We start from the raw sequence: 23,413 nt of genomic DNA on the forward strand, positions 1-23,413 counted from the left end.
GCCAGCAAGCCAGCAAGCCAGCAAGCCAGCAAGCCAGCAAGCCAGCAAGCCAGCAAGCCAGCAAGCCAGCAAGCCAGCAAGCCAGCAAGCCAGCAAGCCAGCAAGCCAGCAAGCCAGCAAGCCAGCAAGCCAGCAACGATCTGGGCGACGGTAGATGCGAGTCATCGGGTCTTGGTCGTGGCCCGCACGCCGACCGCCCTCGATCGCGTTCTCGATGTTCTTCCCGCGCTCGCCGGTGACCTCCGGATCGAGGTGTGGTTCACCATCGACGAAGGTTCGGAATTCAGTGTCGGTCTCGCAGAACAGGTCCGGGCCCTCGGCGCGCGGATCGTGTCATGGGATGAGGCCACCCGCACCGACTTCCAGCTCATAGTCGCGGCGAGCGACAACAGCGATCTGCATGCGCTCAGCGGTCCGTTGTTCCTGATCCCGCACGGCGCCGGTTTCCAGAAGTATTCACCGCATTCCACACCCGACGGAGTACGCACCCTGTCCGGGTTCGCCGCGTCCGCGTTGTGGCACGAGGGCAGGCCGATACCGGCCAGGATCGGTCTCTCACACGAGAACCAGCTCGGCCATATCGCCGATGCCGCACCAGGATTGGTCGATCGAGCCGCCGTGATCGGCGACCCCTGCCTGGATCGGCTGACGCTGCTCGCGCGCGACCGCGACCGGTGCAAGCGGTCGCTCGGCCTGCGGCGGGAACAGTCGCTGATCGTGATGACCTCCACTTGGGGTGCGCACTCGACGATGGGCCGGTGGCCGTCACTACCCGCGGAACTGATCGCGCAACTGCCGTATGACGAATACCGGGTGGCAGCCGTTCTCCATCCGAATATCTGGACCTATCACGGCAGTTGGCAGGTGCGGCATTGGCTGGCGCGCGCCCGCGCCGCCGGGCTGATCCTCGTCACACCGACCGAGCCGTGGAAGGCGGTCCTGGCGGCGGCCGATTGTGTGATCGGAGATCACGGCAGCCTCTCGGCCTACAGCACCGGTCTACGTCGGCCGCTGTTGCTCGCGGCATTCGGCGCCGCGGAGGTGCCACCCGGCACCTCGATGTCCGAACTCGGCGAACAGATACCTCGACTGGTCCGCGACCGACCGTTGGCCACGCAGATCCGCACGGCCATCGAGACCGTGGACCACGCGCTGCTCGACCGGCTGGCCGAGCAGGTCTTCGCCCATCGTGGCCGAGCGCAGGACCGGCTTCGCGCGGTGATGTACGAGCTGCTGGACCTGACACCCCCGCCGTGGCCGTCGATGGTGCCGCCGACTCCGACCGAGCCGCTGCCGAGTACTACGCCCGGCGCGTTCCGTGTCGCGGTCGAGTTCGACGACTCCGACGGCCGACACACCGCGCTCGCCCTGCGCCGCTACCCGGCGATACTGGACAACCCCGCCGAGCGGGAGGACGGTAACCACCTGGTCGTCGCATCGAACGAGCCGGATGAGCGACTGGCCCAGAACGCCGCCATCGTCGTCGCCTGCCATCCGATGGACGGCGATGCGGCGCGCGACTGGGCGGCGACGACGCTGTCCGAGCTGCCCGGCTGCCGAATCGCCGCTACCGCGTCCGACGCGGGCACCTTGTTCGCGCTGCTACGTGACGGCCGGTCGATGCATGCGCATGCCGTCGACACGGCATGCCATCCTCAGCTGCTCGCTTCGGCGCTGCACTGCCAGCTAATGCGCCACCCCGGCCGATCGGACCTGCCGAACCTGGTGATCACCACCGGCTCCCGCCGCACCACGGTCGAATTCCGGTCAGGGCGTTAGGTCGTCGAGACGCTGCTGCCACTGCGCCAGCTCCGGAGAACCGCTCTGGCGATGCAGCGCCACCACCTGTTCGACGTAGTCCCGCTCGGTGTCCGGGCCTTCGACCTCCGGTGCGATATCGGCGAGCAGCTCCAGGGGAGGAGCGAGCAGCATGGTGTGCCCCAGCCGGGCGGCGAAGGCACGGGCATCATGCAAACTGGCCACGGCTTCCCAGTTGTTGCCGAGCGCGATCTGAACCTCCGCCCGGCTGTAGGCGATCCGGGACGCGGTACGCGCGTCGTCGTACGACGTGATCAGTTCGGCGGCACGGTCCAGCGCGGCCAGTGCGTCCGTCCGTCGCCCCAGCCGACCGAGGCATCGACCGCAGAACTGTGACTGCAATGCGATACCGCGTTGGTCACCGAGCCGTTCGTTGATCGCGAGCGATGATTCGAAGGCGGTGAGCGCATCGGCGTAATGGCCCTGCCGGTAGCGGTATTGGCCGACGAAGTCTTGTACCGATGCGAACAGGGGTCCGTTCTCGGCCCGGCTCAATTCCGTGGCGCGGTCGAGATCCGCACCAGCGGAAGGGAAGTCACCTGCCTCCCAAGAGGCCCGCGCACGCAAGCATCGCATCCTGGCCTCGACGGCTCGATCACCATCCGCGACGGCCGCCGCGACAGCGAGATCTCCGGCTTCTCGCTGTGCCTGCGGCCGGAAGTGATTGGTATAGAACGGCCACATGGCCTGGAACAGGGTCCATACCAACGCATGCCGTTCCCTCACGGCGGCTTCCCGCATGACCGCGAGCAGATCCTCGTGCTTTCGGGCGAGCCATGCCAATGCCTCGTCCTTCGAGGCGAAAGCCTGCGCGCCCGGCACCCGGCGCACACCGCCCACCCGGAACCGATCCTCGACAACAGCGACATCAGCGGCGACCGCATCCTCCGCCCAGGCGCCCATCGCGCGTGCGACCGCAGCGTCCAGATAGTCCGGATCCTCGCCGGTGGCCGCGACCAACCGCGCATGCCGCCGAACCAGATCCGGTACCAGGAACTCCTCGCCGGACTCCTCCAGCAGGTTCCCCTCGACCATGGTGTCGATCAGAGGCTCGACCTCGTCCTCGGACATATCGAGTGCCGCGGCGATGATCCGCACCGACATCGTGCGGCCCGGCAACTGCCCCAGCACGTGGTACAGCCGTGCTGCCGCTGGCGACAACCAGTCGTAGACGTTGGCGAACAACTCGATCAGCTCACTGTCCAGCAATATCGACCGCCGCTCCGGTCCCGGATTCGCCGCATGTCCGTCGAGATCGACGAGCAGCTCTTCGAGCGAGGGACCGCGCCGCGAACGCAGCCGACCCGCGAGAACCCGGAGCATTCCCGGAGACCCGCCGACCGATTCGACCAGCCGCCGACTCCGGTCCGGCGGGGAGACCGCACGCGCACCGGCCAACCGCGCCAGCAACTCCGTGCCGTGCTCGGTTCCCAATCCGGTGACCCGCCGCATGATGGCGCCGTGGTCCGCCAGTTCCTCGAGGGCGACCTCACCCGCCGCGATGACCAGCGCGTGGCGGGAATTGGGCAGCAGGGCCAACACCTGTGCCGCATCGGACACACCGTCGAGCAACAGCAGAATGCGCCGCCCCTCGGTCACCGCGCGAAATCTGCGGAGCTGCCCGGGCAAATCCGTTGGGATCCATCGCTGGTCGACGCACAGGTCATCCAGCAGACCCGTCACGACATCGCTCATCGGCACCGCACCGTCATGGCGCAACTGCCCGAAATCGACCGTCAACCCGATATCGAACATACCGCGCAAGGCCGCCGCGATACGCCGCAGCAACCCCGTCTTACCGTTCCAGGACAACCCGTGCAGCGCAATGACCGCCGGTGCGTCCCGCTCGCTCTCGGCGGTCTCACGGGCCAGCCGCAGAAGATCTTCGCGGTCGATGAACAACGCCGGGGGCGGTTCGATGGTCCAGGTTTCGAAGTCCGGCACGATCGCCGTCACGTCGGGCGGTAGCGCCTGAGCGCGACCGAATGTCCGCGGGTTCGGTAACGACGACAATTCCGTACTCCCCCAATCACTTCACAGTCAGATGTCGCTGGCTCACTCTACCGGTCGGACACCGGCTCGCAGGGTTCTCGCGCGCCGCGAAGCCTGCTCGGAGTGCGGCCGGAGAGTCTGCCGCGCACCTGGTCGCACCGCCGGAAACCGCACGACGGGGAGCCAGAACAATGGCGGAAATCTTATACCTATTGAATGCGCCGCTATTTAACGGTACATTCGACGACGACAGATGATCGCCGGATGCGACAGACTCCGGGTGATCAGGACGCCGACCACCACGGTCCGGCGACACTATCGAATGAGGTAACTCCGATGAGCCGAAACACTCACCAGCACAGCCGAACCCGGCGCACGCTGACTCGCGTCGCCATCGCCTCCGCCCTTGCCTTCGCGCCCGTCACCGCGCTCGCGGTGCCCGCCTTCGCGGCGCCCGTGGTACTGGAGCCCGCGGACGGGCTCGACACCGTCAACCGGCCCGGTCACGGGCGGCACGGGCACGGTCACGGCCGTCATTCCGATTGGAACCGTGGTGGGCGCGGCGATTGGAACCGGGGCGGTCACGGTGACTGGAACCGCGGACGCCACGACCACGATTGGGACCGCGGGCGCCATCACCACGGTTGGGACCGGGGCCACCACGGTCGCGGCTACTTCCCGCTGCCCTCGACCGGCAGCGCCTTCTGAGCGGGCGCCGGACCATCCGGCGCCTATGTGACGTGCACCGGTCGGGTTCAGCTCCGACACGGGTGCGGCGGCGGACCCGCCGATGACCGGGCGCGTCGGCACTCCACACCGACGCGCCCGGCACCGCCGTAGTGGCTATCGCGAGTGCTGTTCCACCGCGGGCCAGGTGTTTTCGGCGATCGCCAGCCTGTCGGCATCCGCCCGAGGCGCCGACCGGGCAGCCGCGTCGGCGATATGCCGTGTGGCCGCGGCGAGGGCGGAGCGGGCGCCATCGGACAGTTCGGGCGTACGGATGAGGTCTTCGCAGCGGCGGGCCAGATCACGGCGGTCGGTACCGGGCTCCTGCACCGGTTCGAGCACGATCTCCGCCACGATGCCGCGCGACCCGAGTACCCGCCGCGCCGAGGTGCCGAATGTGTCATCGCCGACGAAACCCGGTGCGGTGCAGGGCTCCCCGTTGGCGTCGAGATACCGCAGCCGAACCGGCTGGACCGGTGTGCCGGTACCGACGGCCGCCTGGAAGAGCGCGGGACGCAGCTTGCCGTAGGCGCGCCCGCACCAGGTGGTGCCCTCTGGGAACGCCGCGACGCGCTCGCCCGCGGCGAGTCGCTCGGCGATCTGGGCAACCACGCCCGGCAGCGCGCGTAACCGCTCGCGTTCAATGGGGATGATCCGCATCAGCTGGGCGAGGCGACCGAGCATCGGCCAGTCGATCAGATCCGCACGCGCCACGAATCCCAGCGGCTGCACCGCGGCCAACACCACCACATCCGACCAACCGATATGCCCGGCGACCACCAGCACCCCCGCACCGGGTTCGGCGTAACGCGCACCACGACGAGCCGGTGCGCGCTTCGTCATGCCGCTCGCCACACTCTCGGCGGAGACAGGATCGGCACTGCGGGTGGATGATTCGGCCGCCGATCCTCGATTGTCGATCACGCGCAGTTCGATCCCGCAGCCGCGCAGCACCGCGCGGGCGTACTCGCGCTGCAACCATTCCCGGCGCGCGGCGGGAGTCAGCACATGCGCCGCCGGATAGCTGGCCATCAGCCCGGCCAGGCGCAACACACGCCCGGCGATGCGCGCGCCGCCCGCCGGATCGGTGCGCTGGACGCAGCCGGCCGTGCACGGGCTGGTCGGCATCCAGGGATGCGTGGCGGTCGCGGGTGGAGCATCGAACACCACGGCACTCACCGCCCGCCGTCCAACCCGGCGGCAGCACTCTGCAAGCGCTCCAGGTACCGGGTGTTGATGGTGTCGAGGCCGAGTAGGGCGACGAAATCGGCGACCGCGAAATCCGGGTCGTGCGCGGGTTCACCGCAGATCTCCGCGCCGAGCCGCAGATAGCCGCGCAGTAGCGGCGGCAGTTTCGGGCGTGCGGGCGGTTCGAGATCATCGAGCGATACGCCGTCCACCACGACCGGCCGGTACGGCTCCACTCGGCGTTCGGGGTCGCAGGCATGCCTGCCGAGCAATAGATCGCGCACGCCGCGCACATTCACCCCGGCGGGATCGTCCGGGTTGTCGCGCATCGGCACCGACACACAACCCATCACCCATTCGTATCCGGTGAGCTGGATGTAGTGCAGGATGCCCGCCCACATGAGGGTCAGCACCGAGCCGTTGCGATGGTCGGGCACCACGCAGGCCCGGCCCATTTCCACGATGCGATGCCCGGTGGGATCGAGCCGGGTGAGGTCGAATTCGGTGGCGGTGTAGTAGCCGCCGGCAGCGGTGACCTTGTCCGGCGGCAGCATCCGGTAGCAGCCGACGAACTGTTCGGTCAGCTCGTCACGGACCAGGAGGTGATCGCAGTGCTCGTCGAAACGGTCGGCGTCCAGACCGGTGCCGTCATCGGGGATCTGGAAGCCGGGTTCGGCGGCGAAGACGTCGTAGCGCAGGCGCTGTGCGGCCGTGCGATGGTCGATGTCGGAGGAGACGACCAGTGAGTACCGAGACCGTTCCACCCCGGTGTCCGTCGGTCGAGCCGGGGCCGTCAACACGGACGTAATAGTCATATCCGTTATGAGGCCAGTCGCACACTGCGCCGGAGCATCCGCCGAGTGTCGCGGATATGCCCGTTCGGTGAACGAGACGGCCGTCACACTCGACGTTCACCACGGCGTCGACGAGCGTTCCCCGCGGCGTCGGCCACACACAACCGCTCGCGCCGCCCCGTTCGAGCACAGCGCGATCATGCCTGGTCAGGCAGCTATGCGTCGCGGCGCCTCGGCAGCGGGCCGATCCTTGTCGATCTCGGCGAAGCCGGGCCGCCCATTGCCGGTGAACGCGACCAGCCAACCCATGACGGCCATGAACCGGTTGCGGAAGCCGACCAGATAGAACAGATGCACCGCCAACCACATGTACCAGGCGATCAGACCCTTGAACTTGATCTTGTCGCTCACCTTGGCGATGGCGCTGCGGCGCCGGATGACGGCCATGCTGCCCTTGTCCCAGTATTCGAACTCGGTGCCGGGCAGCTTCTTGCGCCGGATGATGTCGGCGGCGTGCCTGCCTTCCTGCATGGCGACCGGCGACTGGCCCGGATAGCCCTTCAACGAGGTCATATCGCCGATGGCGTAGATATCGGCGTAGCCGCCGACGGTCAGGTCGGGGTTGATGAGCAGGCGTCCGGCGCGGTCGGTGTCCGCGCCGGTGGCTTCGGCCAGGATCTTGGTGAAACCGCTGGCCTGCACACCGGCCGACCACACAACGGTCTCGGCCGCGATGCGGCGCTCCACGCCGTCGGTGTCCTTGACCGTCACCTTGCCCGGTTCGATATCGGTGACGAAGGTGCCGAGCATGACCTCGACGCCGCCCTTGGTGAGCGAGGTCTTGGCGTATTCCGAGAGCCCACCGCCGAACGGTGGCAGCACCTCACCCGCACCTTCGACCAGCGTGACCGTCACGTCCTGGTGGTAATAGCGCTTCGCGAGTTCGGCCAGCTGACCCGCGACCTCGACACCGGTCGCGCCGGCACCGACGACGACGAAGCTGAGCAGGCGTTCGCGGGTTTCGTTGTCGGCGTGCTCGGCCTCGGTGAACACCCGGTCGATCTGTGCGCGCAGCCGCTTGGCGTCGTCGATGGTCTTGAGCGAGAACGTCTTCTCGGCGAAGTCGTCGCGGCCGAAGTACGACTGATTGGCACCGGTGGCGGCGATCAGCGATCCGTAGCGGATGCGACGCGGTCCGTCGGCGGTCTCGTAGACGAGTTCGGCGGCGTCGGGGTCGATCGCGGTGACCTTGCCCAACCGCACATCGGCCGTATCGTGCCTGCGCAGGATCGAGGCGATCGGCGGCGCGATCTCGTCGGCGGCCAGTACACCGGTGGCGACCTGGTAGAGCAGCGGTTGGAACAGATGTTCCGGCGTGCTCGAGATGAGTACGTAGTTCACACCCGATTTGGCCAACTGCTTGGCCGCGGCCAGACCGCCGAATCCCGATCCGACGATGACAGCTTCCACAAACTCCGGCTTCGCCGCCTGTACGGCTTCACTGGTACGCATCCCACAGCACCCCTGTTGATCATGACAGCATTCTCATCATGATGAACCGTTATCGGGGATGCAGATATTTCACCCGTCAGGGCGCATAATATAGATGACTCTTATCTGTATCACTAATGAATGGAGCCCGCCGTGGAGCTTCGGCAGCTCACCTACTTCGTCGCGGTGTGCGAGGAGCTCAGCTTCAGCCGGGCGGCCACCCGGTGCTATATCTCGCAGTCCGCCATCAGCCATCAGATCGCCCGGCTCGAACACGACCTCGGCGTCCAGCTCTTCGAGCGGTCCACCCGATCGGTGGTGCCGACCGATGCGAGTACCCGGCTGCTCCCCCTGGCCAAGCAGATGCTCAGCCTCGAGTCTGCCATCCGGGCCGCGGTGCGGACCTCGCGCCCGCGCATCCGGCTCGCGGCGAACATGTCGTTCGCCACGCGGTCGCTGTCGGCCATCGCCGGGGCCCGCGACGCGCATCCGGGTGCGGAGATCGAGTTCGTCATCAAACCGTTCCGTCAGCGGATCGCCGCCGTGGCGGACGGCGACTGCGATCTGGCGCTGATCCGCGGCAGCGTCGATCAGCCCGGTCTGACCGTCGAACAGTTGTGGGTGGAGGATCTGATGATCGCCACCGCCACCTCACATCCGCTGGCCGGGCGCACCGATGTCACGCTGAGCGATCTCAGCGCCTACCCGCTGCTGCTCCCCCCGGAGTCCGAACAGGTGCTGCTGCACAATGTGGTGCGCGCGGCGTTCGCCGACCAGCCCGCCGGACCCACCTACGGTCCGCCGATTCCGCCGGATCACACGGCGACGATGGAACTGATCACCCACCCGGACACCTGGACGATCCTCTACGCGAACAGCCCGATCGACGGCATCTCCACCCTCGAACTGGCCGGGCGCCCCCTGCGGGTTCCGGTGAGCGCGGTTCTACGTACCGGGGCCCGTCGCTCGCCCATCCTCACCACCCTGCTCGCGGCACTGCATTGCGCATAGCGGCTACCGGGCCAACGCTTGCACGACCGCCAGATCATGCGCCGACACCTCGTCGTCGTCCTCGATCGACCAGACCACCTGTTCCAACGCCCGCATGTATGCCCACCCGCGGGCTCGTTCGCGACCCACCCCGAGTGCGTCGGCGGTGGCGGCGACCATTCGGTGTGCGTGCTCTGGGTTCGGATCGCTCTGCACCTGTTTGAGAATCAGGAACCCGGCATCGAAGGCCGCCTCGCCCAGGTACGGCTTGGGGTCGATGAGCAACCACGGTTCCCGTTCGGCGGCAACGATATTGCCCAGATGGGTGTCCCGGTTGACGATCAACAGCGGACCGTCGAGTTCGGCGAGGTCGACACACCAGCCGCGGGCTCGCTCCAACAGTGGTTCCGGTACCGCGGCGACGATATCGGCGTCCTCAGACCACCGCGCCCACTCGGCCACGACGTCCGAGGTCGACGGCGGCACCGGGTATCCGGCCGGTAGATCGCCGGGTGCGCGGCGCAGACGCCGATACAGCCCTGCGGCGGTCAGGATCTTGTCGGCATGGTCGGGCCGACCTTCCAGCGGCGGCGTCGGCTGCGACAACAACGGAATCCCGGGCCGCGCCCATTCCAGCAGCATTGCACCGCTGCCGGGATCGAAGTCGTACAACCGGATGGCACCGTCACCGTCGTAGCGCCACAACCCGGCGGGTTCACCGGCGTTCTCCGTATCGACGAACGGAACCTTCACCACCGCGACCGAGCCGTCAGCCCGCCGCACCGGCGCCACGAGCGAATGTGTGCCGCCGCCGAACGGCTCCCCGATCAGCTCGAGCCCCCAGTCCCGGCACCGCTGCGCCACCAGTTCCGGTAACGCCGCCAGCCAGCGTTCACCTTCGTCGTCGAAGAATTCGCGAATGGTTTCGGCCACCTGCGGCGGCACCGAGATCGTCACGCTGCCAGCGTGCGGGGTCGGAGACCATCAGGCAACCGATGGTCGTGCCTGGCCACCCATGACACGACGGACCGGCTGGGAGATATGCCCAGGGCCACCGGCTCAGAATGCGAGGGCAGACCAGGCGATCTCGATCGAGAAGGGGTACGGGAACGACACTCCGCCAGCCGAATCCGGTGTCCATTCGCCCGCCAGCAGATAGTTCGACGACCGCAATGGTCGTACACCCGGCGGCAGCTCGGCGTGGCCGATCTCGAGGATGTATGCGCGGATCGCCCCGATACCGGTGAGATCCGGGTTCAGGTCGATCTCCCAGTACGAGGGAATACCGGCACCGGCGTACCGCGCCTTCTTTGCTTCGATTTCTGCTGGAGTGTTCGACGGGGACAGCACCTCGCCGACCACTACCGTGTCGGTGGCACGGACGTCACTGCCAGGCGGGAGGCAGCGGTGGACCAGGAAATCGGGGGTGACGAAATCCGACTTTCCGGTGGTTCCGAAAAAGACGTTGGTCTCGAGGTTTCCGCGCCAGCATCGCTCAGGATGAGCGGCTCTGTCATCGCCTGCGCATCTCCTGATCTCCTGCGCCAGCAACAATGTGGCCAGCTGATGTTCGCCCGGCCCTCGCCATACCCACACCACGCGCCGATCCCACAGCTCGATCTGGGCGGCGATCTCGTCGGGCAGCGTCTCCAATTCTTCCCAGGTCATGCGCTCAGGAAGATCCGGGTGCTCGGTGCTCGACTTGCTCGGCACGGTCATGCTCGCATGATATCTCGCTGACCTCCGACCACCCGGAAAATCCCCGTGGCCTCGGCTGTTTCCAGCCGAGGCCACGGGGATGCGCTCAGTGCGCGGGTGTTCAGCCCTTGTGCGACTTGACCGCTTCGGTCAGCTGCGGGGTGACATTGAACAGGTCGCCCACGATGCCGTAGTCCGCGATCTCGAAGATCGGGGCCTCTTCATCCTTGTTGACCGCGACGATGGTCTTCGAGGTCTGCATACCGGCACGGTGCTGGATGGCGCCGGAGATGCCGAGGGCGATGTAGAGCTGCGGGGAGACCGTCTTACCGGTCTGACCGACCTGGAACTGGCCCGGGTAGTAGCCGGAGTCGACCGCGGCACGGGACGCGCCGACGGCGGCACCCAGCGAATCGGCCAGCGCCTCGACGACCGAGAAGTTGTCGGCCGAACCGACACCACGGCCACCGGAGACCACGATGCCCGCCTCGGTGAGTTCCGGACGGTCACCGGCCACGACCGGCTCCCGCGCGGTCACCTTGACCACGCCCTCTTCCTGCGCCGGGACCTCGACGGTGACCTTCTCACCGGCACCGGCCTGCGGCGCGGCCTCGACCGCACCCGGGCGCACCGAGATCACCGGCACATCGCCGGTGGCCTTGGCGTCGACGGTGAAGGCGCCACCGAAGATGGAGTGCACGACCGAACCGTCGTCGTTGACGCCGATGACGTCGACGAGCAGGCCGGAGCCGATGCGGGCGGCGAGGCGGCCCGATACCTCCTTGCCCTCGGCGGAGGCGGACACGATGACGGCGGCGGGCGCGGCGGCCTCGACCAGACCGGCCAGCACGTCGACCTTCGGGGTCACCAAGTAGTTCTCGACATCGTCGGATTCGGCGATGTAGATCTTCTCGGCGCCCGCGGCGGCGAGCGCGTCGGCCAGCTTCTCACCGGTGCCCGCGGTGCCGAGCACCACGGCCGACGGCGAGCCGAGGGCGCGCGCGGCGGTGATCAGTTCGGTGCTGACCTTCTTGACCGCACCGTCGGCGTGCTCGACGAGCACAAGTACTTCTGCCATTTGTGTTCTCTCCTAAGAAGTCTCGTCAGCCTGGCCGGATCAGATGATCTTCTGACCGATGAGGTACTGGGCGATCTTGGTGCCGCCGTCGCCTTCGTCGGCGATCTTCTCGCCCGCGGTGCGCGGGGGCTTCGGGGTCGACGCAGTGACCGCGGTGCCCGCGTTGGCGACACCGACGGTGGAGGGGTCGATGCCCAGATCGGCCAGGGTGAAGGTCTGCACTTCCTTCTTCTTGGCGGCCATGATGCCCTTGAAGGAGGGGAAGCGCGGCTCGTTGATCTTCTCGGTGACCGAGACGATGGCCGGGAGGTTGGCCTCGAGCTTGAACACGCCGTCGTCGGTCTCGCGCTCGGCGGTGACCTTGTCGCCGTCGACGGTGAGCTTGCGGATGTGCGTCAGCTGCGGGATGCCCAGGTACTCGGCGATGATCGCGGGCACGGCACCGGCGCGGCCGTCGGTGGCCTCGTTACCGGCGATGACCAGCTCGACGCCTTCCACCTGGCCGAGCGCACCGGCCAGCACCCACGCGGTCTGCACGGCGTCGGAGCCGTGGATGGCCGGGTCGTTGATGTGGATGGCCTTGTCGGCGCCCATGGACAGCGCCTTGCGGATGGCCTCGGTGGCGCGGTCGGGTCCGGCCGACAGCACGGTGACCTCGCCGCCCTGCGCCTCCTTGATCAGCAGCGCTTCCTCGACGGCGCGCTCGTTGATCTCGTCGAGCACCGCGTCGGCGGCCTCGCGGTCGAGGGTGAAGTCACCATCGGAGAGCTTGCGCTCGGACCAGGTGTCGGGAACCTGCTTGATGAGTACGACGATGTTCGGCATCGGTCTTCGTCGACCTCCTGTTCTGGGTAACGGGGGATGGGCGGTCGGTCGCACGATCCGGCGGGCCGTACGTCCATGTGAGTCGCTCAGGGCGTGACACTACCCTACGTTAAGTTACTCGTGGGTAACTTACTCCGTGACGGTCCTGAACACCAGACCGGGAACACGTTCGGACAGCCCTACCAGTAACGTCGGACCGATGAGCGAGGCTGTGATTCCTGCCGCAGTAGGCGAACCGGCACCCATGACCGCCGCGACGCCGGGCGCCATCGACCCGCTGCCGCTGACCGGCGAGCGCACCGTGCCCGGAATCGCCGAGGAGAACTACTGGTTCCGCAGGCACGAGATCGCCTACGCGCGCCTGCTGGACCGCTGCGCGGACAAGGTGGTCCTCGAGGCGGGCTCGGGCGAGGGCTACGGCGCCGATATGATCGCCGGGGTCGCGGACCGCGTTATCGGGGTGGACTATGACGCGAGCGCCGTCGAGCACGTACGCGCGCGCTATCCGCGCGTGGAGATGATCCAGGGCAATCTCGCCGAGCTGCCCCTCGAGGACGCCTCGGTCGACGTCGTGGTGAATTTCCAAGTGATCGAACACCTCTGGGATCAGGGCCAGTTCCTGCGCGAATGTCTGCGGGTGCTGCGCCACGGCGGTGAGCTGCTGATCAGCACCCCCAACCGGATCACCTTCTCCCCCGGCCGCGACACCCCGCTCAACCCCTTCCACACCAGGGAACTCGATGCCGCCGAACTGACCGAGCTGCTGATCGAGGCCGGTTTCGAGGTGTCGCTGATGACCGGCGTGCACCACGGCGCGACGCTGAAAGCGTTGGACGCCAAGCACGGCGGCTCGTTCATCGACGCCCAGATCGAACGCGCACTCGCCGGACAACCCTGGCCCGCCGAACTCACCGCCGATGTCGCCGCGGTGACCATCGACGATTTCGCCCTCACCCCCGACGATATCGATGCGAGCCTGGATCTGGTGGCCATCGCGGTGAAGCCTTGACCGTCGACGCACAACCCGTGCCGGGCCAGTTCACCCTGGTCCTGCACTCGCATCTGCCCTGGCTGGCGCATCACGGGCGCTGGCCGGTGGGCGAGGAATGGCTCTACCAATCCTGGGCGGCGTCCTACCTTCCGGTCGTCGAGGTGCTCAGAACCCTTGCTGCCGAAGGACGTTCGCATCTGCTGACCCTCGGCATCACCCCGGTGCTCGCCGCCCAGCTCGACGATCCGCACTGCCTGGCCGGTATGCATCACTGGCTCGGCAACTGGCAGTTGCGCGCCGATGAGGCTTCCATGGCGGGCAATGTCGCGCTCGGGCGTCATGAACACCGGCTGGCCGCGGCCGCGCTGACCGAATTCGAACAGCACTGGCGCCACGGCGCCGCACCGGTCTGGCGGCAGCTGATCGACGCCGAGGCGATCGAACTGCTCGGCGGCCCGTTGGCACATCCGTTCCAGCCACTGCTGAATCCGCGGCTGCGGGAATTCCAGCTGAGCGAAGGGCTGGCCGACGCCCGGCTGCGGTGGGGACACACCCCGGCCGGGATCTGGGCGCCGGAATGCGGCTACACCCCCGGCATGGAGGTCGGCTACGACGCCGCCGGTGTGACGCATTTCATGGTGGATGGTCCCGCGTTGCGCGGTGATTCCACCCTCGGACGGCCGGTGCGCGAGTCCGATGTGGTGGCGTTCGGACGTGATCTCCAGGTCAGCTATCGGGTGTGGTCACCCAAATCCGGCTATCCGGGCCACAGCGCCTACCGCGACTTCCATCACTACGACCACGCCACCGGTCTCAAACCGGCCCGCGTCACCGGCAAGACGGTCGCCGGACCCGACAAAGCGCCCTACGACCCCGAGCTGGCATCCGCCGCCGTCCGCGCCGACGTCGACGATTTCGTGGCGACGGTCCGGGAACGGCTCATCACCGAATCCGAGCGGATCGGCCGGCCCGCACTGGTCGTGGCCGCGTTCGATACCGAACTGTTCGGGCACTGGTGGCATGAGGGTCCGCAGTGGCTGGCCCAGGTGCTGCGGGCGCTCCCGGCGGCGGGCGTCACCGTCGGCACCCTGGCCGACGCCAGGGCGGGCGGCTACGTGGGCGAGCCGGTGCAGCTGACCGATTCGTCCTGGGGCTCGGGCAAGGATTGGCGGGTCTGGGCCGGTGATCAGGTGCGTGACCTGGTGGAACTCAATGACGATATCGTCGCGCTCGCACTCGACACCGTCGACAAGATGCGCGCGAGCGGACCGGCGACCGGCCGCGACCGGGTGGCCGATCAACTGCTGCGTGAGGCGATCCTGACCGTGTCCAGCGACTGGGCGTTCATGGTCAGCAAGGACTCCGCCGCTGGCTACGCGCGCGAACGCGCACATCAGCACGCCCATGCCGTCCGCGAGATCGCGGCGGCCGTCGGGGCCGGTCAGCTCGCCAAAGCACGGCAGTTGGCGGCAGGATGGAGGGCGGCCGACGGATTCTTCCCGGCCCTGGACGCGCGTCGGCTGCGCGCTGCCACCTCAGAAGGACATACATGAAGATCTTGATGGTGTCGTGGGAATACCCGCCGGTGGTCGTCGGCGGGCTGGGCAGACACGTCCATCACCTGGCCACCGAGCTCGCCGCCGCAGGCCATGAGGTGGTGGTGCTGGCGCGCCGACCCACTGGCACCGACCCGTCGACCCACCCCACGCACTCCTACATCGCCGATGGCGTGCTCGTGGTGGCGGTCGCCGAGGATCCGCCGTTCTTCGATTTCGGCGAGGACATGCTGGCCTGGACGCTGGCCATGGGCCACGCCATGGTGCGCGCCGGTGTCGCGCTGGGCAAACCGGGTATCGGCGACGGCTGGACCCCCGATGTGGTGCACGCCCACGACTGGCTGGTCGCGCATCCGGCCATCGCGCTGGCCGAGTACTACGATGTGCCGCTGGTGTCGACCATCCACGCCACCGAGGCCGGGCGGCACAGCGGCTGGGTGTCGGGCCGGGTGAACCGGCAGGTGCATTCGGTGGAGTGGTGGCTGGCCAACGAATCCGATGCCCTCATCACCTGTTCGGCGTCCATGCAGGACGAGGTGGAGCGGCTCTACGGTCCCGAACGCATTCCGCTCACGGTCATCCGCAACGGCATCGACGTCGGGGCCTGGACCTTCCGTCCGCGCCCGCCGCGCAGTGGCCCGCCGCGGCTGCTGTATGTGGGCAGGCTCGAATACGAGAAGGGCGTACAGGACGCGATCGCGGCCCTGCCGCGCATCCGGCGCGCCCACCCCGGCACCACGCTCACCATCGCCGGTGTCGGCACCCAGTTCGAATGGCTGCGCGAACGGGCCAGGGTGCATCGGGTGGCGCGCGCGATCACCTTCGCCGGTCAGCTCGACCACACCGAACTGCTCGGCTGGCTGCACGGTGCCGACGCCATCGTGCTGCCGAGTCGTTACGAGCCGTTCGGCATCGTCGCGTTGGAAGCCGCTGCCGCCGGAACCCCGCTGGTCACCTCGACCGCCGGTGGGCTCGGTGAGGCCGTGATCGACGGCGTGACCGGTGCCTCGTTCGAACCGGCCGATGTGGACGGTCTCGTCCAGGCGGTGCGCGCGGTGCTCGACGACCCGGCCGCCGCACAGGACCGCGCCTATGCCGCGCGGGAACGCCTGACGGCCGATTTCGCCTGGGATGTGGTGGCCGCGGAGACCGCGCAGGTGTATTCGGCCGCGAAACGCCGGGTGCGGACCCCGCTCGGCCGCCCCGTCATCACCACCCGCCCGCTACCGGAACGCGATCCGAACCAGCCGATCTGACCTGGCCCGCTCAGTCCTGCGGCGCGAAGACGAAGATCTCACCGATCCGGGTGGCCACGACCACCTCACCATCCGCGCTGACCGAGGTGCCGGTGGTGGTCCCCGATGCGCCGGGCAGGGTATCGGAATCGAGGGTTTCGCCGGTTTCGGTATCGAAGGTGATCAGCGCGAGGCCGTCGCCGATGGCCGCCACGGTGTAGCCGGTATGGCCCGCGGTCTGGGCCGGGGCGCCGCGCTGGACGAGATCCTTACGCTCCCACACCGGTTCGACCGAGTCACCGTTATCGCGCAACGCGAGCAGATGGCCGTCGTCGCCCGCCGGAATGATCAGCCCGTCACCGGAGACGGACAGGCCGCGACGGGGTGTCCACTCCAGTGGATGCACCCATTTGGTGCTGCCCTCCACGGCGTCGACCGCGATGAGGCGGTTGCTGTTGTCACCGACATAGACGGTGGCGCCGTCCGCGGACAGGGCGGGACTGGTCGCGCTGCCGCCCTCGAGCATCTCGGCGCTCCACAGCTGCTCCACACCACCGTCGCCGTAGCGTAGCGCCACCAGCGAGGCCCGCGCCTCGCCCGGACGCCACACCGTCGCGTAGAAGCGGCCGGAGGAGGTGTCGATCGGCGACACATTGGCCACCGCACACTGCGGCCCGCCGTCATGGCAGTCGATGAGACCGTCACCGGACGCGGGCCAGCTCAGCGCGGGCAGTTCGAGGTAATCGGGCTGGCCGAGCAGCTGCATGGTCGGCACCAGGCGTCGACCGGTCTGCCGGGACAGCACATCGAGCTGGCCGGTCTGGGTGATGGTCAGCAGATTGCTGTCGCCGGTGAACTGCAACGACACCGGGACACCCGCCACCGGGGTGCGCCAGCGCGGCTGGCCGAGGTTGTTCATCGAACTCACGCCGCTGTCGTCGCCGACGTAGACGTTGGTGAGGCCGTCGATCACGGTCGGTGAGGAGATCGCGTTCGGCCCCAGCGGATTACAGAACCGCTTACGACCGGTGGGGATCTGGAAGGAGAAGATGTTGCAGCCCGACGCGATCCGGGTGGTGACGAACAGCTGCCCCTCGGCGCCGACACCGACCGGCGTCGCGATCGGACCGCCGACCGGGCGCGACCAGCTCAACGCGAGATCGCGCGCACCGGTGACCGGGCTGGTGGCGCTGTTGTGGCCGTCGTGATGCGGACCGGGCCAGCCGAGGCCCGGACCGACGGTGATGTCATCGACGTCGGTGCCGCATCCGGTGAGGATCACGGCGCCGACGGCCAGTAGCGCAGCCGCTGTGCGTACGCGCAACCGTGGCCGTCCGGATACAGCTCGTACGCCGCCGATTCGCACCTGCTGCTCACCCTCTCACGCGTTCTGCCGTGGTCGTCTCCCCGCGCGCCCGCGCGTGCCAGTGAGGTTAGCCGACGGGTATCGGTCCGCCATGGGCAGCACGTCAGTAGGCTGTGTGCGCGATACAGGGCAACCTGTCCGCGACGACCGACCGGGCCACACCCGGACACACGACGGGAGAACAGTTCGTGACGAGCATGTGGGGCGCACCGTTGCGTTCACGGTGGCGTGGATCGCGTCGCCGTGATCCTCGGCAGGCGCGATTCCTTACCCTTGCCTCGCTGCGCTGGGTGCTGGCCAACCGCGCCTACACCCCCTGGTACCTGGTGCGTTACTACCGGCTGTTCAAGTTCCGGCTGACGAATCCGCATATCGTGTTGCGCGGCATGGTGTTCCTCGGCCGCCGGGTGGAGATCCACGCGACGCCGGAGCTGGGCCGGATGGAGATCGGCCGCTGGGTGCACATCGGCGACGGTAACGCCATCCGCTGCCACGAGGGTTCGCTGCGCATCGGCGACAAGGTGGTCTTCGGTAAGGACAACGTGGTCAACACCTACCTCGATATCGAGATCGGGGAATCCACGCTGGTCGCGGACTGGTGCTACATCTGCGACTTCGACCACAAGATGGACGACATCACCCTGCCGATCAAGGATCAGGGCATCGTGAAGAGCCCGGTCCGCATCGGCCCCGACACCTGGATCGCGGCCAAGGTGACGGTGCTGCGCGAAACCCGCGTCGGCCGCGGTTGTGTGCTCGGCGCACACGCGGTGGTCAAGGGTGAGATTCCTGATTACTCCATCGCGGTCGGCGCACCGGCGAAGGTGGTCAAGAACCGTAAGGCCGCGTGGGAGTCCGGCGCCGAACAGCGCGCCGCCTACCTGGCCGCACTCGAGGACATCGAACGGAAGAAGAACGGGGCGACCGCACAGGCCTGAGACGGTCGGGCGTGGCCTCGCCCGATGCCCGGTTGTCGGCCGGGTCGGCTACGGTCGGCCCATGACGAGGTACGCGGCGCTGTTGCGCGGGATCGCCCCGATGAACCCGAACATGACCAACGACAAGTTGCGTGGTGTGTTCACCCGGCTCGGTTTCGAGGCCGTCGCCTCGGTGGTATCGAGCGGCAATATCGTCTTCCGCACCGAGGAGACCGATCCCGCCGAACTCGAGGATCGCATCCAGGAGGCGCTCAACGGCGATCTCGGCATCCCCGGCGGCACGATCATCCGCGATTACGACCAGTTGCGCACGCTGCTGGACACCGACCCGTTCGAGGGACTCACGCACGGCCCCGCCACCTATCTGACCGCGACCTTCCTCAAGGGGACCACAGCGGACCCGGTCCAACTGCCCGCCGAACCCGATCCACGCACCCGTGTGGTCGGCTTCGACCCGGCGGCGCGAGTATTTCTCAGCGTCATCGACAACAGCACACCGAACACACCCGATTTCATGGCCTGGCTCGACCGCACATACGGCAAAGACATCACCACCCGCACCTGGCTGACGGTGCAGCGCGTGGTGAAGAAGATGGAACTGCCCGGATAGCGTCAGGATCCACAGTTCAGCGACGATCCGATCCTGGCCCCAGGATACGACGGTGTTGCCGTCGAGATCGCGGCGCCAGCGCGAGTCGGCGACATGTACCCGCATCCGGCCTCAGTGCACGAGCTGCCATGCGCCCTGACGGCTCATCGGCCCGGCTCGGCCCGGCACAGGAATACCGTCGCGGTGCGGCCGATGCGGGTGATCACGAGCGTATAGGGCTGCGCGCCGGTTTGTTTCAGGCGGCGCCGCAGCTGGTCGGGGTCGATGTCGACTCCGCGCACCAGGATTTCCAGTGTGCCGCAATCGCGGCGGCGCAGTTCGGCGCGCAGTGACTTCTCTCGGAAGTCCAGCCGGTCGAGTACCCGGAACCCGCGCATACCCTCGGGGACGCGGTCACCGGTGAGGTAGGCGATGCGCGGGTCCAACTGCCACAGGCCATGTTTGGCGGCATAGTGGCGGACGAGTCCGGCGCGGACGACGGCGCCGTCGGGATCGATGATCCATTCGCCCGGCTCCCGTTCCGGGATGTCATCGGATTCGGCATCGGTGAGCGTGCTGGGTCGACCGGTGGACGACAGTACGGTCGCGCGACGGGTGACACCGGGATCGGTGAGTCCCGGCGTCCACAGGCAGGCCTCGCGGACCGATCCGTCCAGCGACACCACCTCGACCTCACCCGACCAGGCGAGGGTGTCGAAATCCAGTCCTGGAGCGCATTTCACGGCCAGATCGCGCCCGGAGTAGGCCGCGAGCAGATCGGGCAGCGGTGGTTGCAGCTTTGCCGGGTCGTGGGTGCGTTTGCCATCGGCACGCCGCGCCGGATCAGCGATGACCACCGTGTCGCGGCTGCACGGCACCAGTGCGTCCGCGCGGACCAGCACCACGCTCCGCGCGCGCGCCGAGCCGATATCGCCCGTCGACATCCCGGCGGCCGAAGCATGGTTAGCCACGCGTTCGGACCGAATCGGCGAATCCGCCGCAGCAGCGGGAACGGTCGAGTCGACGGCCTTCGGGGTTGTGGTAGCCCGACCGAGATTGTGCTTGGCCATCGCAAGTCGAACCCGGTCCAGATCGCTCCCGATCACCGACGGGCAGACGCGGACGAGTTCGGTCAGCTCCGCGCCGATCGAGCAGGTCACATCATGGACCGCACGCCCGGCCAGGCGGGCCGCCCGATGCCGCGCCACGAGCGTCGGCGTCGCCTGCTGCACGGCGTCGTCGGTGAACAGCCACTCCCCCGCACCGTCGAGTTTGGCGGTGGCGCGCCGCCGCAACCGGACGGTCTCGATCAGGGCGGCCGCCCGCTCACCATGGGCGCGACGCACCCGCTCCAGATCGCGCAGGTGTGTCGCGGGGGTCAACTCCAGCCGGTCCACCTCGGCCAGTGCGGCGGCGCCCGCCGCACCGGCCAGGAAGACGACGTCCTCGTGGCCGAAGCCGTAACCCACTACTCGGCCGCGGCGCCCGGCTTCACACCGGTGATCATGGCGTTGTAGAAGAACTGGCGCGGCACCACGCGGCTCATCACGTTCTCGTCGACCCAGCTCAGGCCCAGCCACGCCTTGTACATGGCCATCCGGTAACGCCAGGTGAGCTTCTCGGCGGGCACGGCGGCCTCGAAGGTGCGCACCGGCCAGCCCCACAGCGCGGCGGCGAATTCCTCGGTGTGCGCGGCCACCTCGATCGCACCGGCCGAACGGGCCATCGCCTCGAGCTGATCGGGCTCGAAGGTGTGCAGATCGACCACGGCTTCGAGGGCCGCGGCGCGGGAGGACTCGTCCAGTTCCTCCTGCGGCCGACGCCAGCTCGCCAGACCGGGCAGCTTGGTGAGGTTGGTGGTGGCGCCCCAGGTGATCCGGCCGAGCCAACGCGCGTAGAAGTTGCCCGCGGTGGTGGGCTCACCCGCGAAGACGAGACGACCGCCGGGCTTGAGCACGCGCAGGCATTCCTTCAGCGCGAGTTCGACATCGGGGATGTGGTGCAGCACGGCGTGCCCGACGACCAGGTCGAAGGTGTTGTCCTCATAGGGGATGGTCTCGGCGTCGGCGACGCGACCGTCCACATCGAGGCCGAGGTTCTGCGCGTTGCGCAGCGCGACCTTCACCATGCCCGGCGACAGATCGGTCACCGAACCGCTCTTGGCCACCCCGGCCTGCATCAGGTTCAGCAGGAAGAAGCCGGTGCCGCAGCCCAGTTCCAATGCCCGCCCGTACGGCAGCGCCACCGGACCCACCGCGGCGTCGAAGCGCCCGCGCGCGTATTCGATACACCGTTCGTCATAGGAGATCGACCACTTGTCGTCGTAGGTCTCGGCTTCCCAGTCGTGATAGAGGACCTGGGCGAGTTTGGTGTCCTTGAGCGCGGCTTCGACCTCGGCCTCGGTGGCATGCGGGTTCGGCGCGGGGTCGTCGTGGCGTACCGTCATGGTCGCCTAGCCTAACGCCTCGATCTTGCCTGATCACAGCAGAGGGTGCGATCGCGCGGGCGGTCGCCGGATCAGCGTCCGACGAACTCCGCGGAGCCGGGACCATCGGCAAAATAAGAACGTGTTCCTATCAGGCGATCTTCGGTGTCGAACAGCTCCGACCACGCGATACGGGCCCGATCATGGCCGTGCGGGCCCGCCTCGAAGACCGCTTTCGCCGCCGCCAGCGCGCGCGCCGGACCGTCGAGGAATCCGCTCGCCCAACGCACGGCCGCGGTGTACACATCGTCGGGGGCGACGACCTCGTCGACCAGTCCGAGCGAACGCGCTTCGTCGGGTTCGACGAAGCGGCCGGTGTACACCAGATCCTTGGCCGCGCCCGGTCCGATCAGCGCGGTCAACCGCCGGATACCGGCGAGCGGGATCAGCCCCGCCTTGATCTGCGGCAGTCCGAGCTTGACATTGTCACCGATGACGCGACGGTCGGCGCCGAGCGCGAGTTCCAGACCCGAGCCGAGTGCATAGCCGCTGATGGCGGCCACGGTCGGCTGCGGGAGCCTGGCCAGGCAGCCGAGCGCGTCTTGTAGATCCGCCGCCACCGCGGTCGCCTGTTCGGGTGCGAGCGCGGCCAGTTCGGCGAGATCGTCGCCCGCGCAGAAGACCCGTTCGTCGCCGTAGACGACCACCGCCGCGATCCGTGGATTCCGCGCCACCGCGGCGGTCGCTGCGGCCAGTTCGCGCACCACCTGGATGTTCAGCAGGTTCATCGGCGCACGGGCGATACGCACCACCGCCACCCGGCGGTCGGTCTCGCCGTCCAGCTCGTCCACGGTCACGAATTCGGCCATGGCTGGCACGCTACCGGGTGCGCGCCGGATCTCTCATTCGCGCGTGGTGCCCTGGAGTTTGCGCTGATCGGGCAGGTCGTCGAAGTAGCGGGCCGCGTCGGGGAAGCTCAGCGCCTTCTTGCCCTCGGCGGCGCTGAAGATCGGTTCCACCGGGTCGATGGTGGGTTCGGCGGCGAGGATTTCGGCGGTGGAGGCGTATCCGGCCAGCGCGTCGAGCTGGGCCCAGGTGGGCGGAAGCAGGATGTCGGTGCCCGCACGCCAGCGGTCGAGGGCCTCGGCCGGGGTGCGCCATTGGACCTCGGCGGCCTCGGAGGTGGCGCCGTCGGCGAGTTGGCCCTCCGGGAGCACCGCCACGAAGAAGCGGGTGTCGTAGCGGCGCGGCTCCACGACGGGGGTGATCCAGTTCGCCCACGGCCGCAGCAGGTCCGCGCGCAGCACCAGGTTCTCCTCGACCAGGAATTCGGCCAGCGACAGCTCCCGCCGCTCCAGCTTGCCCCTGGCATCGCGGTAGCCGGTGGTATCGGCGACGACCCGATCGGCGGTGGGTCCGGCCAGCAGGACGCCGCACTCCTCGAAGGTTTCTCGCACGGCCGCGCAGACGAGCGCTTTGGCGCGCGGTGCGGTGGTGCCGAACTTGTCCGCCCACCAGTCCGGTTCGGGGCCTGCCCAGGATAGGTCGGCGGTCGCATCGGAGGGGTCCACCCCGCCGCCCGGAAAAACCGTCATTCCGGCGGCGAAGGCCATAGCGCCCACCCGGCGCTGCAAGAACACCTCGGGACCGGTGACCCCGTCCCGCACCAGCATCACCGTCGAAGCGTCCTTGGGCAGCACCACATCACTCATT

At 68.1% G+C, this 23,413-nt stretch carries 21 protein-coding genes; 8 read left to right on the forward strand and 13 right to left on the reverse strand.

Annotated features, from left to right (window positions below; translation table 11 throughout):
- Positions 1-177: 177 nt before the first annotated feature.
- Entirely contained in the window at positions 178-1,779 is a 1,602-nt protein-coding gene (locus QH168_RS01585; RefSeq protein ID WP_280232558.1) for a hypothetical protein, read from the forward strand.
- Here QH168_RS01585 and QH168_RS01590 read toward each other — a convergent pair.
- Entirely contained in the window at positions 1,768-3,762 is a 1,995-nt protein-coding gene (locus QH168_RS01590; RefSeq protein ID WP_280232559.1) for an NB-ARC domain-containing protein, read from the reverse strand. The genes QH168_RS01585 and QH168_RS01590 overlap by 12 nt on opposite strands.
- A gap of 384 nt (positions 3,763-4,146) precedes the next feature.
- Here QH168_RS01590 and QH168_RS01595 point away from each other — a divergent pair, with 384 nt between their 5' ends.
- Complete coding sequence (locus tag QH168_RS01595) at positions 4,147-4,518, forward strand: hypothetical protein (RefSeq protein ID WP_280232560.1); 372 nt, start codon at positions 4,147-4,149, stop codon at positions 4,516-4,518.
- Between the two features lie 135 nt (positions 4,519-4,653).
- On the opposite strand, the gene QH168_RS01600 is transcribed toward QH168_RS01595, so the two are convergent.
- The 3 genes from QH168_RS01600 to QH168_RS01610 form a co-directional block, all read right to left on the reverse strand.
- A complete protein-coding gene (locus QH168_RS01600; RefSeq protein WP_280232561.1) occupies positions 4,654-5,715 on the reverse strand; it encodes a lysophospholipid acyltransferase family protein in 1,062 nt (353 codons plus the stop codon).
- Positions 5,712-6,539, reverse strand: a complete 828-nt coding sequence (locus QH168_RS01605; protein ID WP_280232562.1) for a GNAT family N-acetyltransferase — start codon at positions 6,537-6,539, stop codon at positions 5,712-5,714. The genes QH168_RS01600 and QH168_RS01605 overlap by 4 nt, the downstream gene beginning before the upstream one ends.
- A gap of 186 nt (positions 6,540-6,725) precedes the next feature.
- Positions 6,726-8,030, reverse strand: a complete 1,305-nt coding sequence (locus QH168_RS01610) for an NAD(P)/FAD-dependent oxidoreductase (protein ID WP_280232563.1) — start codon at positions 8,028-8,030, stop codon at positions 6,726-6,728.
- A gap of 132 nt (positions 8,031-8,162) precedes the next feature.
- Between QH168_RS01610 and QH168_RS01615 the strand changes: the two genes are divergently transcribed.
- Positions 8,163-9,020, forward strand: coding sequence for a LysR family transcriptional regulator (locus QH168_RS01615; RefSeq protein ID WP_280232564.1), 858 nt, complete (start codon positions 8,163-8,165; stop codon positions 9,018-9,020).
- A 3-nt stretch (positions 9,021-9,023) separates the two neighbouring features.
- Here the strand turns inward: QH168_RS01615 and QH168_RS01620 are convergent, their stop codons facing one another.
- From QH168_RS01620 to QH168_RS01635, 4 genes are all read right to left on the reverse strand, one after another.
- Positions 9,024-9,956: an aminoglycoside phosphotransferase family protein gene (locus QH168_RS01620; RefSeq protein WP_280232565.1), complete on the reverse strand. Its 933-nt coding sequence runs from the start codon at positions 9,954-9,956 to the stop codon at positions 9,024-9,026.
- Positions 9,957-10,058: 102 nt separating this feature from the next.
- Positions 10,059-10,718 carry a Uma2 family endonuclease gene (locus QH168_RS01625; RefSeq protein ID WP_280232566.1) on the reverse strand — a complete coding sequence of 220 codons (660 nt, stop codon included), beginning with the start codon at positions 10,716-10,718 and terminating at the stop codon, positions 10,059-10,061.
- Positions 10,719-10,818: 100 nt separating this feature from the next.
- Positions 10,819-11,775, reverse strand: coding sequence for an electron transfer flavoprotein subunit alpha/FixB family protein (locus QH168_RS01630; RefSeq protein WP_280232567.1), 957 nt, complete (start codon positions 11,773-11,775; stop codon positions 10,819-10,821).
- 39 nt (positions 11,776-11,814) lie between these two features.
- On the reverse strand, positions 11,815-12,600 hold the full coding sequence (locus QH168_RS01635; RefSeq protein ID WP_280232568.1) for an electron transfer flavoprotein subunit beta/FixA family protein: 786 nt from the start codon (positions 12,598-12,600) through the stop codon (positions 11,815-11,817).
- A gap of 244 nt (positions 12,601-12,844) precedes the next feature.
- On the opposite strand from QH168_RS01635, the gene QH168_RS01640 reads away from it, so the two are divergent.
- From QH168_RS01640 to QH168_RS01650, 3 genes are read left to right on the forward strand one after another with little or no spacing between them, the layout of a single operon-like run.
- Positions 12,845-13,609: a class I SAM-dependent methyltransferase gene (locus QH168_RS01640; RefSeq protein WP_280232622.1), complete on the forward strand. Its 765-nt coding sequence runs from the start codon at positions 12,845-12,847 to the stop codon at positions 13,607-13,609.
- Positions 13,606-15,144 carry a glycoside hydrolase family 57 protein gene (locus QH168_RS01645; protein WP_280232569.1) on the forward strand — a complete coding sequence of 513 codons (1,539 nt, stop codon included), beginning with the start codon at positions 13,606-13,608 and terminating at the stop codon, positions 15,142-15,144. Before QH168_RS01640 ends, QH168_RS01645 begins: the two co-directional genes overlap by 4 nt.
- Positions 15,141-16,403, forward strand: coding sequence for a glycosyltransferase family 4 protein (locus QH168_RS01650; RefSeq protein WP_280232570.1), 1,263 nt, complete (start codon positions 15,141-15,143; stop codon positions 16,401-16,403). The genes QH168_RS01645 and QH168_RS01650 overlap by 4 nt, the downstream gene beginning before the upstream one ends.
- A gap of 10 nt (positions 16,404-16,413) precedes the next feature.
- Here QH168_RS01650 and QH168_RS01655 read toward each other — a convergent pair whose 3' ends face one another.
- The gene (locus tag QH168_RS01655; RefSeq protein ID WP_280232571.1) at positions 16,414-17,706 is read right to left on the reverse strand and encodes a PQQ-binding-like beta-propeller repeat protein; all 1,293 of its coding nucleotides are present in this window, start codon (positions 17,704-17,706) and stop codon (positions 16,414-16,416) included.
- A gap of 239 nt (positions 17,707-17,945) precedes the next feature.
- On the opposite strand from QH168_RS01655, the gene QH168_RS01660 reads away from it, so the two are divergent.
- Positions 17,946-18,686, forward strand: a complete 741-nt coding sequence (locus QH168_RS01660) for an acyltransferase (protein ID WP_175583100.1) — start codon at positions 17,946-17,948, stop codon at positions 18,684-18,686.
- 61 nt (positions 18,687-18,747) lie between these two features.
- Positions 18,748-19,296 carry a DUF1697 domain-containing protein gene (locus QH168_RS01665; protein WP_280232572.1) on the forward strand — a complete coding sequence of 183 codons (549 nt, stop codon included), beginning with the start codon at positions 18,748-18,750 and terminating at the stop codon, positions 19,294-19,296.
- A gap of 143 nt (positions 19,297-19,439) precedes the next feature.
- On the opposite strand, the gene QH168_RS01670 is transcribed toward QH168_RS01665, so the two are convergent.
- The 4 genes from QH168_RS01670 to QH168_RS01685 all read right to left on the reverse strand — a co-directional run bounded on the left by QH168_RS01670 (position 19,440) and on the right by QH168_RS01685 (position 23,412).
- On the reverse strand, positions 19,440-20,708 hold the full coding sequence (locus QH168_RS01670; RefSeq protein WP_432421013.1) for a THUMP-like domain-containing protein: 1,269 nt from the start codon (positions 20,706-20,708) through the stop codon (positions 19,440-19,442).
- A gap of 35 nt (positions 20,709-20,743) precedes the next feature.
- The gene (locus tag QH168_RS01675) at positions 20,744-21,721 is read right to left on the reverse strand and encodes a class I SAM-dependent methyltransferase (protein WP_280232574.1); all 978 of its coding nucleotides are present in this window, start codon (positions 21,719-21,721) and stop codon (positions 20,744-20,746) included.
- A gap of 71 nt (positions 21,722-21,792) precedes the next feature.
- Positions 21,793-22,569 (reverse strand): enoyl-CoA hydratase-related protein, encoded by a 777-nt coding sequence (locus tag QH168_RS01680; RefSeq protein ID WP_280232575.1) that lies wholly within the window; start codon positions 22,567-22,569, stop codon positions 21,793-21,795.
- A gap of 33 nt (positions 22,570-22,602) precedes the next feature.
- Positions 22,603-23,412 carry an NUDIX hydrolase gene (locus QH168_RS01685; protein WP_280232576.1) on the reverse strand — a complete coding sequence of 270 codons (810 nt, stop codon included), beginning with the start codon at positions 23,410-23,412 and terminating at the stop codon, positions 22,603-22,605.
- Between the last annotated feature and the right edge of the window lies 1 nt (position 23,413).

It is taken from the genome of Nocardia cyriacigeorgica (assembly GCF_029868385.1).
GTDB classification, from domain to species: Bacteria; Actinomycetota; Actinomycetes; order Mycobacteriales; family Mycobacteriaceae; genus Nocardia; species Nocardia cyriacigeorgica_F.